Below are 14,371 nucleotides of genomic sequence, written 5' to 3'. Positions count from 1 at the left end.
TATTTACAATTATGCAATTAAGAAAATCAGAAAGAAAAAAAGCCAAGATAAAAATGGCTTTACAAGGTTCAAGTGGAAGTGGAAAGACTTATTCAAGCTTACTACTTGCACAAGGTATCACGAATAAAGATTTCAGTAAAATAGCCATTATAGATACTGAAAATGGTAGCGCAGATTTATATGCACACTTAGGAGATTACAATGTTCTTGCTCTTCAACCTCCTTATACACCTGAAAAATATATAGAAGCTATTGAATTATGTGAAAAGGAAGGTATGGAGGTAATTATTATTGATAGTATTTCTCATGCTTGGGATGAGTTATTAGACTTTCATTCAAAGTTAGCAGGGAATAGCTTTACAAATTGGGCAAAAGTAACTCCAAGACAGAAGGCTTTTACAGATAAAATACTTCAATGCAAAGCTCATGTAATAGCAACAATGAGAACCAAACAAGATTATGTATTAAATCAGAAAGATGGAAAATATGTTCCTGAGAAAGTAGGATTGAAAGCAGTACAAAGAGATGGACTTGATTATGAATTTACTTTAGTATTTGACATAGACATCAAACATTTTGCAGTATCAAGCAAAGATAGAACAGGTTTATTTATGGGTAGACCTGAGTTTATTATTAATTCTGGTACAGGTAGAAGGATTTTAGAATGGTGTAATAGTGGAGTAAATGATGAAGTAATTTCAGAAAATGATGTGTTAGGTAAAATCTCTACATGTCAGACTATTAATGAACTTACAAAGCTATATCAACAATATCCGCAATTTCAACAAAATTTAAATTCATCTTTTACAACAAGAAAGAATGAGTTATCACTTATAATTAACCAACAAAATATACAACAGAATGGAACTTTTAAACATTACTAATCCAAATCCTATTATTCCAATCAATTCAAGGAATATAAATTTTGAAGATATGAGTATTTCTAAACCTCCTGGTAAATACGAAGAAAGAAATATACCAGGAAATAATAATAACTATCAACCAAAACCTTTTATAGAAGCTAATACAATTGAGGTAGATTATAATCACTTACAGACAGAATGCATAATACCTGTGTTTAGCAAGGATAATGAAAAAACAATTGCTCATCAAGAGTTTATAGATATTGCTCAAGAAGGATTATTTGATGTATTTGAGAATGAAAAATTTGAGATGCCTGAAATTAGGGTAAGTCATCAAGTAAAAGGTAGAACACCAGAAGCAATTCACAAAAATGCAGCAGAGCTTTTAGATCACGAGAAAACCATTTACTATGAAAGGATGGCTTTTATTATAAGAATTCCAACTATTACAGATACTATTAATGGAAATCAACTCTCTTTAACAATTGGAGGTGTGAGAGCCTATAATCAGGAGAATTTGTACAGTAAAAAAAGCTTTGAAAAATTCAAATTCTTTATTGGGTTTCAAAATAAAGTTTGCTGTAATCTATGTATATCTACAGATGGCTTTAGTTCAGAAATGAAAGTTACTTCTTATGCTGAACTAAAAAATAAAATCACAGATTTAATACGAAATTACAATGCTCAGAGGCATTTAGAGCAACTCAAAGAATTTTCTGAATATTCTTTGTCAGAACATCAATTTGCTCAGTTAATAGGCAAATCCAGGCTATATAATCATCTCCCTAAGAAAGTAAAATCTTTAATCCCAAAGCTAAATTTCAATGATGGACAATTTAATACAATAGCTAAAGATTACTACAATGATGAGAGCTTTTGTAAAGACGAGATGGGAAATATAAACCTTTGGAATGTTTATAATCTTTTTACACAAGCTGGTAAAAGCAGTTATATAGATACATTCCTTGAAAGAAATCTGAATGCCTTAGAATTTAATAAAGGCATCCAACAGGCACTAAATGGTAATTCTAATTATCATTGGTTTTTGAGTTAATTTGAATGAAAACAGTCCTCAAGAGGACTGTTTTTTATTTCCATACAATTTTTACAATATCAAACAATAGCCTATGTCTTTCATCTAATTCAGTTTCTCCAAAGATGTCATAAGGTTTGAAATCTAGTTTGTATTCATTTATCATCTTATTAAAATCTAATTTTGATTTATATGTATCACTTCTTAAAGTTTCATTCCAATATAAAGTATTAGCGTAAGACTTTAATTTCTTTTTAAATGTTTCATTATTACTTGAGATATTATCTAAACCTTTTAAGAGTAGTAATCCTCCTAATCTATTTCTTTCTCTCTCAAATAATTCATCATCATTGTTGAATAAAGCCTTATTCTCTTCGTTATAGGAAAGGATATGTTCAATGTGGAATCCATTAACAGCACCTGTATTTTGTACAAGATTATAAAAAGTTTGCTTCATTTCCATCTTAGTGTTTGTCGATATAAATTTTTCAATTCTAGCGAAAAAATATCTTTTAAATCTTTTTTCAAGGTCAATACCAGTATCTTTGAATAAGCTATAATTAAATTCATTGTCTACACTAGTACCTCTAACATCTGATAGTTGAGATAATAAATATTTTTTAAAAACAGTATCTATTTCATCAAGTGAGGCATTTCTAATTTCGGAACCTAATTTATATATGTCTGTAGAAAATGAATTACTATTATAGCTTCTCTGTAGTTGAAGTAAGCAAAACATTTTATCTAAATTTCTACTAATGCTGTAAATTTTTTCTTCTTCATATTGGTCATTTAATTCACATGCAGATAGAATTAACAAAAACTGCATATTCATTTGAGTTAGATTGTTATAAAAAACATAAGGCTGTTGTTCATTAAAATCTTTATAGTAATTATATATCTTATGATATAAGTTTGTAAAGTACTTAAAATCATTTAATAAAAATTTTTTAACACCTTTAGGATTATGGTTTAATTTTAGAGTTTTATCATATTCTTCTTCGAACATAACTCTGTGATAATCTTTATCAAATTTTTGAGCTAAACCTCTTGTATCAGATAATTTACCTTTTAAAAAGTAGGTAAAGAAATCATCTATTTCGTCTTCTTTAAAATCATTTATTAATTTCACTTGTTTATCCCAAATTTCATTCAATTCAAGCGCAACTAGTTCTTCTTTATCAATTTGCCCAAGTAATTTACCTTTCAGGATTTCATAAGGTTTTAATTTTACACCTCTATCATTAATGACTTCAAACACCATTGGTACATCTGTTTGTTTGACATCCAAATTTATTAGTACTAACCTCTTTAGAAAATAGAATGTAAAAGCTTGAAATTTTGATTTATCTTTTAATTCAGAATTTATAAATCTTGAAATTTCAATAAAATTCTTAACCATATTTTGAGCAGTAATTCCAGATTCTATTGAAATACTATTTGGTTCTTTTTCATCAAAAAGATCCTGTAATGTTGAAATATGTGTTATGTGGTTCATCCAAAAATTTTTTTGAAAACCTGATCGCCCCATAATTTTATCTTCTAACCATCCTTTTAAATCAGCTTCTTTGAATTTTTCTGCTAAATGTTTTAGTTTTATAAGTATTAAAGTCAAAGTTGTTAATCTTTGTTGTCCATCTACTACAAATAGTTTTCCATCAACAAGATTAGTTACATATGTATTTAAATAATACCATGAATATTTATCAATATTCTTATCAATAGGAATATCAGAATCTTTAAATTTCTTATATTCTTCATTAAATCTGTAAAAAACGTCATCTAATAATCTCTTTACAGGTTCTTCATTCCATTTGTATTGTCTTTGATAAAAATCTATATAATATGTAGTATTAGAGAATACACTGTCTATGTTTTGTTTATCTGGAGAAATGTCCATATTGTAAATTTTAATGTTGTTATTTTTTAAATGAGGTTTAATTCTATAATGATATTTTAATACCAATCATTAGGAATTAAAGCTTCTGAATTATTGTCCCATTCAGCTACTAAATTGAAATTAGTATCATCAATATCTTCCCATAATTCTTTGGGAACATGTTCAAGAATTATTAATTGAATTTTAAAATCTGTTTTTTTCATAAATTCAAAAGATGTTGTGAAAATTTTTCTAGTATCTTCTATGTCCTTAGAATCTTTTGTAAATTCTTTTGGGTAATATACTTGACTAGGTTGGTCTAGAATTAAGAAACTTGGAATGAAATTAACTTTACCTGTTTCATTTAGTTTGAAAAAGTATTCATGTAATCCAAAAATAGTTGCTAAGTGGTATCCCATGTAATTTGCACCACTACCAATTCTTGACAAAAAGTATTTATTTTTTGTATTAATATCTTCAATTTTAATTACAAGACTTTCAGAAGGATCAAACAAGACTCTTCTTTTATTATTATCTTCAATAGGTAATAATTTAATATAATTTGAAATGAGATTATTTAGTTTATTTAAAGAATTTTCTTTGTCAAATTTCTTTTTAAGTTTATTTAGTATTAATCTATCTTTTGCTATTGATTGTTCTAATAATTCAATTTCAATTTCAAGTTCTCCTGATGGTGAAATTCTGTTTAAATTTTCAACGACATGTTCTATTTTACCAATGAATTCATAAACTCTTTTTACAGAATTGCTGTTTTGTTTTTCTTCTGATAGTAAAATATTAAGATTTTTATCAATTTCATTGACTTGATTTTCTCTGAATTTAATCTCATTTTTCAATTCTTTTTTCTCCTTGTCAAAACTCAATTCATTTGATGTCAGTTTTGCTAGAGTTTCTATATTTTTTTGTCTTTCTTGGTTTAAATGCAGTAATTCATTAATTGCTTTATCTGAATTTGAACCACAAAATGGACATTGACTCTTCCCTTTTCTATCTAAAAACCATTCTATAGGTCTTAATCTTAATTCCTTTTCTTTTACAACATCATCGAAATAAAGTTCTTTAGAATCATCAATTTGAATGACTTTATTATATTTATAACGTAAATCATCTAATTGTCTAATTATTAAATTTCTTTGATTATTTAGATTATTTAATTTTTCAGAAAATCTATTAGCAGTACCATCTTTATAAAATGTACCAGAGTTAACATCTTTAATTATATTTGAGAGTTCATTTTTTATTTCATCTACACTTGAAGATTTAATACTAATATCAGATTTGGATAATCCTATAGTTACGGCTTCTGTGTAGTATTTGTAAATGTCTGATTGCCAATCTTCATATTGAGTCTTAATTTGTTCAAATTTTGTTATCTTTTTATTTTTTTCTTTTTCTTTTTCGATAATTTTATTTTCTAAATCTATTATCTCATATGATTTATATCCTAATATCAAAGGGAAGATTGTTTTTAACTTTTGTAAATGTTCCCAAGAATCACTTTTGTAGAACATTGTTGTAGGATTAGCAATAATATTTTGAGTTTGAAATTGAAAAGCAGCAGTGTCTCTAAAACTAGCAGGAATATTAAAACTATTATTATCACTATTTTCAGTACCTACATTTTTAAAACCTGCAATATTATTGATAAAGGATTTAAAATAATTAAGGTTTATAGAATAATCATTTTTATTATATAACCAAGCATTGTTTCTCAGTTCAATATTTTTATCAGAAGACTCTTTATAAAAATACATTTTAGATTTATGTTCGTCATAATTTTCTCTTCCTATGAAATAAAAATCTTCATTAATTTTGACATACAAAGCAAAAACTTCAGTTGTATCTCTAATTAATCCTATTGGAATATTACAATCCCCACTTCCTAAACAATAATCAATAATATTAATTATCGCAGATTTTCCTTTTTGACTAGTGCCTGTAATAATATTGATTTTATCCTCTATAAATGTTATGAATCTAGGACTCTTTTCTTTATTCTTGGGATAAAGAATAATATTCTTAATATATAAATGCATTAAAACCTAATATTTAATTCTAATTGGATGTTTTTTTCATCTGTTTTTGCAAACATGTTTCCAAGTTTTTTAGCAGTATCTTGAATGTTTTTAACAATATTTTCCTTGTTAGTTGAAGCTGGAATAGATATTTTTTTCTTTAACATTTCTTCAGAAATTGTAATTTCATTATTATCATTTATGCTTAATAATTGTTTGTTAAATGCAAGATTAAGTGCATCAAATGTTTGAGAAGACATTTTATTAGCTCTGTCTTGTAAACCTAATATTATACTTTTATCTTTAAGAATCGCATTAATCAATTCTTTTGAAGATTTGAAATTGCCCATATTTTCCTTATTATAAACAATAGGTAGAACATAAAAAAGATATTCTAATTTAGGGAAAGTACTTTTGTTTTTTTTATTTTTAGCTACCATAGAGTAACCTTGCACAAAGCTATGACATGCTAAAGCTCCAATAGCTATATTTTGAAGAATGTCATATAAATTAAATTCGGTTCTTAGATTATTCATTGTTTTTCATAATAAGATTTTCCCAATTAGGATGCCATCCAATTTCAGGGATATTTGATAGTTTTAAAAAACTACCATTTTTGATATAAATATTATCAGTATTAAAATTAATGTCGTTTTGAAACTGAATATTAAGATCATTAATTATATAGTTATAAACTTTAATACCTAGTTCATTCATTTCTTCATCAGAATATTCTTCAATATCTTTAATAATTGTGCTATAAAAATAAGTTTCCCATTTATTTTTGCAAACATTTATAAAATCTATAAAATCCTCTTTAATAATATTTCCTTTATTAATAATATAAGTATGTTCAATCTCATACCTAAGAAAATCTTCAATAGCATTTCTGACAAAAAATTCTTTTGTCTTTTTATTTGTTTTTAAAACATTTATCTGTTTAACAAAAATTTCATCTTTTTTTGTTTCAAATTTTATATTATCAATATTGATTTCTTTTTTTGCTCTGAATATTGCATTAATAATAGATGGTGATGTTAAGTTTCTATTATACTGTAAATCAAAATCTTTTTTTGTAATTTCAACATCTGAACTATTATTCCATTTATGTTTACAAATACTTAATATCCAGCCATAAATATTGCTATATATTCTATTTTGTGTATCTTCATCATATGTACTAATTCTTAGTTTTGAAATAATTTCTTTTTTCAAATCTGTCTTATCATAGATTTCAAGATTTTTTAAAATTATGTTCAATTCATTTTTATTTTCTAAGGCATAGTTTATTAATGAAAGAATTTTAGATATATGTGCACCTTTTTTTTGATCCTTTTTTTTGAATTCAATTAATTTTTCTTCTTGCTTTTTTTTAATCTCATTAATTTTATTAAAAATAATTTCAATAGAAGATTTATTTTCGCACATAAATCTTAGTAATGAACTTTTAGGAATCTTTTTATTTGTAGAACAATAGAATTTTGTTTTAGAATTAAATATTGATGATTTAATTTTATTTATCCATATTTCAATTGTTCTCCACAAATCTTTACTTGTATCTTGAAAAGTACTTCCAGTTTCAGCAATACTGTTTTTATCTTGCTCAGCAATTATTATTGTGCCATTTTCTGAATGTACAGCAACATCGTCTACTTTTTCAATTGATATATATCCATTTTCATCTGTTATATCACAAAGAAGAAGAAAAGCTCTGTCAAATTGATAAAGATACCCAGATATTGAACCTTTAGCTGAATCTTCCATTTTTAATCTATTTAATTTTAATACTTTATATACTAAATTTTAATTATACAATAATACTAAATTTACACGACTTTATTTTGTGTTAACTTTCTATTTAATTTTTTTTATAAAAAAATTGAGTGTGTAAACCTCCTTGAACAAAGACCCTCACTTCTTTTTAGAGGGAAAACTCCCCCTTCTTGTTATATCAGGTAAATTTATTTAAAGCTCATATTATTATTCAAGGTGATAGCTGAGTAGATGAGGTTATTTTTAATCTCCTGGTAAACATATTTTAACTCAAACAAAATATATTCCAATGGTAACAGTTATCGATTTTAAAGAAAGACTAAAAAAAGATGGAGAGAAATTCTATGTTTTAGAAGTTCAATCTGGTATTGAAATGGTTAAAAGCCAAGTATCAGATAAGTTTTATGCAACTGCAAAAAAAGCATTTGTTCCATCAACATTTAACAAAGTTACTTGCCAAACTTTAATTGGTGAAAAACTTCCTGGTAGTATAGAGAAAGTAAATACAGAGTTGTATGATTTTACTATCCCAGAAACAGGAGAATTAATAACGTTAGGTCATAGATATGAATTTATACCTGAATGTTAATAAATCTCAGTAGATTAAAAATAATATAGATTCATTTCAGGCTTTGTTAAGTGCAAAGTCTGAATTTTATTTCTTTAACCAGGAGTAAATGATAATGTATTAGACGTAAATTAAACTATTAATAAATTACCTGAATAAAAGTTCAGATATAATATTAATAGCGGTTTATTTAATCTCTACTATTTCAGATAATGAAACTTCTAAAGCATTTGCTATTCTATAAAGTGTAAAAATTGTAGGATTTGTTCTTCCTGCTTCTATTCTTGAGATGTTAGTAGTGTCTATTTCTCCTTTTATTTTACCAACTAAATCTACTTGAGTTAATCCTTTGGATAATCTAATTTCTTGAATCTTCTTACCTACAAATTTTAATAGTTCTTCTTTTTCCATTGTTGACATATTTGGCAACTCAAGGAAAGATTATTACGTTTGTAGTTTAATGTCATATATGGCAAGTTTAAAAAATAACTGAGTTTACGGATTCACGTAAAAATTATATAGTAAATGAGAATACCTTTAGCTTTTATTAATTATGGAAAAAACTTTTAAAAAAATTGAGCAGTTCATTATGAGGAATAATATTTCAAGATGGCTGTTATTCCTTCCTACATCAGTTCTATCAGCATTTATCGTAGGTTTTTTAGTTCAATTAATAATAAACATTGCTTTTTCATATTTTGGTATTTATGATGATGTAAAATTATTTCGATATATAATTGAGGGCTTCTTTTGTGGTTTTACACTAATGTATGTAGCTGGTTATATTGCTCCAAATAAGATTGGAAAAATTATCATTCTCTTGATTTTATTGAGTTTGTGTGTTGTCCAAATAATATCAATTTTTATTAACAATAATAACGACTATATGTTATTGCTTTATGGTGCTCTTTTATTATTAGGAGCATACATTGCAAACAAACTTTTAACTGAAAAATCTATTAAGAACACATAAGTATATAAAAACTAAATATTTAATAAAAAATAAATTAAACAATATGAAAGCATTTTTTTTCTTACTTTATTGTATTTTCACAATAACAGCAGTCATTACACATTTTTGGACTGTAATAATAGCTTTTTCAGAAGCTGGCTTTTTTGGAGGATTAATAACACTGTTTATTCCATTCCTAAGTGAAATTTTCTGGATGTTTAAAATGTTTGGTGTAAATAATTTTTATGCTTATACAGCTTTATTTCATTTGATATTATATATCCCATTTTATATAGCTAGCAAGTAATTTGTTGAAATGCATTTATATAAATGTATTTCAATAGAGTTTCAAAATTGTATTTTATAGGTAGATTTTTAAATGAAGATACAATTTTATCTTTAAAAGATGATATCGGAAAAAAGTTCAAGTAAATAGAACAGGTAATATTAGTACGTATATGATATACATAATCCCAATTATAGTGGTAATTATTTTCTTTATAGTTAAGAAAATAATGCAATACAACAAAGAGTTAAAGCTCGATAAAGAAGAATTGATGAATCAGAACATCTATGAAAAATTTAAGGTATTGATGGATGGATTTAATAGTTATTGTTTTAATGGAACTGGTAAAGTAAATGTTCTTGATGATAAAAATGCAAATGTTTATCAAGAAGGAAGTAATCAAATAGTAATGTTTCTATATAATGCAGGAATGTTAACTGTTGTTTGGAAATATAAATATTTTCAAAATGAAATGGTTTATGAGAGAAATTTTCCTGATGCAAGGAATGCTACAGAAATAGGACTTAAAAGTGCATTAAAAGTAATGATAGAGGAGTTCAATGAAAGGTTAGTTGAACATAAAGCAAAAGTTGAAAGTAATTTATAATAAACCATGAATATTCAAATTTCAGAGAATCTTATCAAAATAGTACTTTCAGTTTTGTTTCTATTGTGTTTGATAGATATGCCATATGGTTTTTATCAATTAATTCGATTTATAGCATTAATAGGTTTTGGAGTACTTGCTTATCAATCTTATCAAAAGGAAAGACAAACAGAATTTGTTATCTATTTGATTTTAGCAGTTTTATTTCAGCCAATATTTAAAATTTACTTAGGACGTACAATATGGAATATTATAGATGTTGTAGTTGCTATTGGATTATTATTAAGTATGATAAAAAAGCAAGTTAAAAATTAGATTGAAGTAAGATTCAAATAAATCATATTAGAAAAACTGATGGAAAATAACAATCCTAATAAAGATGAATACTACTATACCTTGTTTGAATCTGGAAATAAGGGTTTTGTATTAAAAGAAGAATTTGAACCTCAAAAATTTCAATATCAATTAACAGAAGATTTTTTTGATTTATCTGCTCTGGTAGGTGAAAAATTTCATAATGGTATTTCTGAAGAAAAGTTATTAGAAGAAATAGGTTATAGTTTAGTGTACGAATTAAACTCTCATAAAGAAGAAATTAAATCATTTCCAGAAGGATTTTGCTCTGTATTAGGAACAAGCAAAGATAAAAGTGATAAGAATACAATGTACATAATTGTAACTTCAAAAAAGATTACTGATTTCTCAAACTTACCACGACATACTTCAAGTAGATATACAGTTTTCTTAGATAGTATAAGGAATGATGAAGGTGAAGAGTTATCAAATGAAATGTTTATGAATTAAAATAAAAACTATGAAAAGAATTTTACTATTCTGTATAATGCTAATGAGTTCATCATTATTATTTAATTGCTCAAATGATGATGATTCATCAATAGAAAATACATCAACTCAAAAATTAATAGGTAAATGGTATTTTGAAGACCCCAAAGAAGTAGGTTATACAACAAATAATTCATTTACTTTCTCAAAGGATAAAACAGTTGTTTATTCATATTGGTCTGGAGGTAAAGCAAATGAATTTGATTCAGAAAAAGGTACTTATGAATTGAAAGGTGATGTATTAACAATGACTTTTCCTAAAGGAGTAAGTTTAACATATGTACAAAATGTATCATATATTAACGATAGAAAGATAGAATTTACTTCAACAGGTAATTCTAATGAACAAGCATATGAAGGAACTTATTATAAAGAGTAAATCTCAGTGTATAATAACTATTTAATATAAAAGCCACTCAATTAAAGAGTGGTTTTTTCTTTAAAATAAAATACAAATGAACAAAATATACATACCATTTGCAATAGGGATGTATTATGAAGAAGTTGAGTTTGAAGTTGAAGTATTATATGATAGGATTATTGGCTATGACAGTTATCTTTATGTAGGCAATAATTTTAAAGATATTGAAATAGAGTTAATCTTTTATTGGGATATATTAGTGTGTATATTAATTAAATCAACAAAAGAAATAGAAAGATATAATATTGATGACTATTTGCTAATCAAAAACTATTATATAAAATCAGATGTTAAGATTCAGAACTTGGTAGTTAATTCAATTGTGTCAATGTAGTGTTTACTAAGAGATTTTACATGTTTTACATTAATTACATACTAATGTGTTTCTAATTTTAGACTGAAACAATACTGAAACATTTGTAGTAATTGAATCTAAAAAAATGATAAGTATTGAAAAGAATAATATTTTTAAATTATTGAAATACAATTAAATGAAAGGAATTGAAAAAGAATGTTAAAAAAATAAAACAGACTCATAATCAGCAAGTCCTTGGTTCGAGCCCAAGTGGGACCACAAAAGCACCTTTTTAAAGGTGCTTTTTTTATTTAATAATGCTGATTTTTAATGATTTAGCATTTTAACTACATTTTAAAATCACCATTTTTTACCATAGTTTTGATACCCGTTTGATACCCATTTTATTTTTTTATTAGTTTCTTTTACTCCAAGTTCTACCTTCGTTTTTTGAATAATATAATCCTTTACTTGTATTGGCAAGTAATTCTTTACCATTGTCAATTAACTCAATAAAGTTTCCATAAGAAGACCCTGAGAATCTTGTGCTCCAAGTCCTCCCATCATTTTTAGAATATTCTAATTTGTTAGAGTTTGTTGGATTGATACGAATCATTTCGCCATTGTAATTAATCATTTGTGACATAATTTTTAATATTTATAGTTTTTGTTAATGTGGACAAGTTAATCCCTGTTTTAATTATATTTTTTCGTTTTTACATAATTGTATTATTTATTTCTCTATCAAATAATAAAGAGATAATTCATAATCGTTATTTTCTACTACATCATTTTCTTCAATATTCATTACAATAGAAGCATTATTATGCATTTCTTTTTGAATTACATCATTGATTAATCCTATATCATCCATCGTAATTTCTTTAGAATGATCGCATTTAATTTTGATAACAATTTTATCCTGGAATGATTTATTTCTTAAAAATGATGACATTTCATTTACTATTTTTTCAATACTTCCTATAAAAGTTTCTTTTAAACCATTTTCTAAAATGTGCTTTTCAATTTTATATTCTTTTTCTTTCATTTTTTTTATTTTGTTTCAAAACTATATTGAGGTGTGGACATAGTATGGTCTTAGCTATTGATAAATTTGAAAATAATATTTTTTAAAAATTATGCACACCTAAAAATTTCTTAAAAATGATTGAAGAAAATATAAATAAAGTTGATGAATTAGTAGAATTGATAAAAGAATATTCTTCTAAAAATCCTGAACAACGATTTACACAAATCTTATTTAATTTAAAAATAAACGAATTTAAAGATGACGATTTTACACAGGGTTTAAGAGATAACTACAATGATCTTGATCAAAATGTATTGAAAAGAATTCGAGAACGATTAAGGTTATTAAATAAATAATTTTAATATAAAAGCAAACCGACATTGTTTGTCCGTAAGCTATTTTATGTTTGTATTAAAATTACAAAATATGGCTAAAAGAGAACAAATGTTTCGGTTGATGAATATATCAAACTTCCTAAAATCTAAACCAAGAGGTGTAACATTTAGAGATATTCAACAGTATTTGGAAAAAAAATACGATGAAGAAGATTATGATGGTGAATTAGCTTTCAGTGAAAAAACTTTTAAGCGCGATCGTAAATTGCTTCTTGAACTTTTTAAAATAGAAACAAAGTTCAATCGTTCTACAATGCTTTATCAGATTATTGAAGATAACGAATCAAATCAAACTATTTTTGATAATTTATTATTAGTTAATGCATATAAAAAGGCAGCTGACCAAGCAAATATCTTACTTTTTGAAAAAAGACAAGCTTCTGGTTTGGAAAATCTTGATGGACTAATTCATGCAATTAAAAACACAAAAATTATTAGTTGCACTTATACGAAATATTGGGAAGGTGTACCTAATAAAAAGGTTTTAGAATCTTATGCTGTGAAAGAATTTAGAAATCGTTGGTATTTGATTGCAAAAGATCGTAATGATGATGATTTTACTTTGAAAACATATGGATTGGACAGAATTTCAAATTTAGAAATTCATTCTTCAACATATGTAAAGAATAAAAAAGTGAATGTAGAAGATATGTTTATCAATTCGTTTGGTATTATTTCGACATTAGGACAAGAGCCAACTAAAATCACTTTATCTCTGATACCTTGGCAAGGAATGTATGTGAAATCATTACCCATTCATCATTCGCAAAAGATTCTTGTAGACAATGAAAATGAGTTAAAATTGGAATTAAACTTAGTTCCTACTTATGATTTTTTCCAAGAAATATTAACGCATAATCAACGATTATTATCATTAGAACCAAAAGCAGTAAGAGAGGAATATCTTAAATTTTTACATGTAGGATTAAATAATCTTACAAAATAATAACATATTTAACAATTACGTAAAAACGTAAAATTATATTTGTTGAATAAAATTCGTTTTCATAGTATTGCATAATCAACATTATGTAAACAATACAATATTTCATTAAATCATCATGGTGCTTTAAGCGATGCTAAAGCTTGTGCTGAATTGTTTTTGATACATTTACAAAACATAAGTAAAATTTAAAAATGAACAATAAAATATCAATAAAAACTATAAGTGAATTACTACAATATAACTTCTTTATTCCTTCTTATCAGAGAGGTTATCGCTGGACTGAACAACAAGTAACTGATTTGTTGAATGACATAAATGAATTCACAACAGATTCTGATGAAAAAAATTGGTATTGTTTACAACCAATTGTAGTAAAACAAAAAAAGGATGAGAACAAGTGGTACGTAATTGACGGACAACAACGGTAACTGTTGCACAACTCCA

Annotated in this window: 20 protein-coding genes; 13 read left to right on the top strand and 7 right to left on the bottom strand. The window is 25.6% G+C overall.

What is annotated here, in order from left to right; translation table 11 throughout:
• Positions 1–11 precede the first annotated feature (11 nt).
• Positions 12–884: an ATP-binding protein gene (locus tag B3J26_RS02240; protein ID WP_291073021.1), complete on the top strand. Its 873-nt coding sequence runs from the start codon at positions 12–14 to the stop codon at positions 882–884.
• Entirely contained in the window at positions 862–1,917 is a 1,056-nt protein-coding gene (locus tag B3J26_RS02235) for a DUF3871 family protein (protein WP_291073019.1), read from the top strand. Before B3J26_RS02240 ends, B3J26_RS02235 begins: the two co-directional genes overlap by 23 nt.
• 34 nt (positions 1,918–1,951) lie before the next feature.
• Here the strand turns inward: B3J26_RS02235 and B3J26_RS02230 are convergent, their stop codons facing one another.
• Genes B3J26_RS02230 through B3J26_RS02215 form a run of 4 tightly spaced genes read right to left on the bottom strand, consistent with a single transcriptional unit; the run spans position 1,952 to position 7,575 of the window.
• Entirely contained in the window at positions 1,952–3,796 is a 1,845-nt protein-coding gene (locus tag B3J26_RS02230) for a DUF262 domain-containing protein (protein ID WP_291073017.1), read from the bottom strand.
• A 56-nt stretch (positions 3,797–3,852) separates the two neighbouring features.
• Entirely contained in the window at positions 3,853–5,832 is a 1,980-nt protein-coding gene (locus B3J26_RS02225) for a DUF3732 domain-containing protein (RefSeq protein WP_291073015.1), read from the bottom strand.
• A complete protein-coding gene (locus tag B3J26_RS02220) occupies positions 5,832–6,347 on the bottom strand; it encodes a three component ABC system middle component (protein WP_291073013.1) in 516 nt (171 codons plus the stop codon). Before B3J26_RS02220 ends, B3J26_RS02225 begins: the two co-directional genes overlap by 1 nt.
• A complete protein-coding gene (locus tag B3J26_RS02215; RefSeq protein WP_291073011.1) occupies positions 6,340–7,575 on the bottom strand; it encodes an ABC-three component system protein in 1,236 nt (411 codons plus the stop codon). Before B3J26_RS02215 ends, B3J26_RS02220 begins: the two co-directional genes overlap by 8 nt.
• Positions 7,576–7,873: 298 nt before the next feature.
• Here B3J26_RS02215 and B3J26_RS02210 point away from each other — a divergent pair, with 298 nt between their 5' ends.
• Entirely contained in the window at positions 7,874–8,173 is a 300-nt protein-coding gene (locus B3J26_RS02210; RefSeq protein ID WP_291073010.1) for a hypothetical protein, read from the top strand.
• A gap of 165 nt (positions 8,174–8,338) precedes the next feature.
• Here the strand turns inward: B3J26_RS02210 and B3J26_RS02205 are convergent, their stop codons facing one another.
• On the bottom strand, positions 8,339–8,563 hold the full coding sequence (locus B3J26_RS02205) for a helix-turn-helix domain-containing protein (protein WP_291073008.1): 225 nt from the start codon (positions 8,561–8,563) through the stop codon (positions 8,339–8,341).
• Positions 8,564–8,705: 142 nt separating this feature from the next.
• Between B3J26_RS02205 and B3J26_RS02200 the strand changes: the two genes are divergently transcribed.
• From B3J26_RS02200 to B3J26_RS02170, 7 genes are all read left to right on the top strand, one after another.
• Positions 8,706–9,125: a hypothetical protein gene (locus tag B3J26_RS02200; protein ID WP_291073006.1), complete on the top strand. Its 420-nt coding sequence runs from the start codon at positions 8,706–8,708 to the stop codon at positions 9,123–9,125.
• 43 nt (positions 9,126–9,168) lie between these two features.
• Positions 9,169–9,411, top strand: coding sequence for a hypothetical protein (locus B3J26_RS02195; RefSeq protein WP_291073004.1), 243 nt, complete (start codon positions 9,169–9,171; stop codon positions 9,409–9,411).
• A gap of 208 nt (positions 9,412–9,619) precedes the next feature.
• Positions 9,620–9,997, top strand: a complete 378-nt coding sequence (locus B3J26_RS02190) for a hypothetical protein (protein WP_291073002.1) — start codon at positions 9,620–9,622, stop codon at positions 9,995–9,997.
• Positions 9,998–10,003: 6 nt separating this feature from the next.
• Positions 10,004–10,312, top strand: coding sequence for a DUF6804 family protein (locus B3J26_RS02185; protein WP_349679501.1), 309 nt, complete (start codon positions 10,004–10,006; stop codon positions 10,310–10,312).
• 39 nt (positions 10,313–10,351) lie between these two features.
• Positions 10,352–10,801 (top strand): hypothetical protein, encoded by a 450-nt coding sequence (locus B3J26_RS02180; protein ID WP_291073000.1) that lies wholly within the window; start codon positions 10,352–10,354, stop codon positions 10,799–10,801.
• Between the two features lie 43 nt (positions 10,802–10,844).
• Entirely contained in the window at positions 10,845–11,219 is a 375-nt protein-coding gene (locus tag B3J26_RS02175) for a lipocalin family protein (RefSeq protein ID WP_291072998.1), read from the top strand.
• A gap of 76 nt (positions 11,220–11,295) precedes the next feature.
• The gene (locus B3J26_RS02170; protein ID WP_291072997.1) at positions 11,296–11,595 is read left to right on the top strand and encodes a hypothetical protein; all 300 of its coding nucleotides are present in this window, start codon (positions 11,296–11,298) and stop codon (positions 11,593–11,595) included.
• 376 nt (positions 11,596–11,971) lie between these two features.
• Here B3J26_RS02170 and B3J26_RS02165 read toward each other — a convergent pair whose 3' ends face one another.
• Together B3J26_RS02165 and B3J26_RS02160 are read right to left on the bottom strand one after the other, a co-directional pair.
• The gene (locus tag B3J26_RS02165; RefSeq protein WP_114999416.1) at positions 11,972–12,202 is read right to left on the bottom strand and encodes a hypothetical protein; all 231 of its coding nucleotides are present in this window, start codon (positions 12,200–12,202) and stop codon (positions 11,972–11,974) included.
• A gap of 87 nt (positions 12,203–12,289) precedes the next feature.
• A complete protein-coding gene (locus tag B3J26_RS02160) occupies positions 12,290–12,604 on the bottom strand; it encodes a hypothetical protein (RefSeq protein ID WP_114999417.1) in 315 nt (104 codons plus the stop codon).
• A 116-nt stretch (positions 12,605–12,720) separates the two neighbouring features.
• Between B3J26_RS02160 and B3J26_RS02155 the strand changes: the two genes are divergently transcribed.
• From B3J26_RS02155 to B3J26_RS02145, 3 genes are all read left to right on the top strand, one after another.
• A complete protein-coding gene (locus B3J26_RS02155; protein ID WP_114999419.1) occupies positions 12,721–12,942 on the top strand; it encodes a hypothetical protein in 222 nt (73 codons plus the stop codon).
• Positions 12,943–13,012: 70 nt separating this feature from the next.
• Positions 13,013–13,927, top strand: coding sequence for a helix-turn-helix transcriptional regulator (locus tag B3J26_RS02150; RefSeq protein ID WP_181816282.1), 915 nt, complete (start codon positions 13,013–13,015; stop codon positions 13,925–13,927).
• Between the two features lie 191 nt (positions 13,928–14,118).
• Positions 14,119–14,355 (top strand): DUF262 domain-containing protein, encoded by a 237-nt coding sequence (locus tag B3J26_RS02145; RefSeq protein ID WP_291072994.1) that lies wholly within the window; start codon positions 14,119–14,121, stop codon positions 14,353–14,355.
• Positions 14,356–14,371: the final 16 nt, after the last annotated feature.

The organism is Empedobacter sp. UBA5987 (assembly GCF_002429865.1).
Classification (GTDB): Bacteria; Bacteroidota; Bacteroidia; order Flavobacteriales; family Weeksellaceae; genus Empedobacter; species Empedobacter falsenii_B.
The sequence above is the reverse complement of the archived record's forward strand: the minus strand, read 5'-3'. Positions and strand labels throughout refer to the sequence as shown.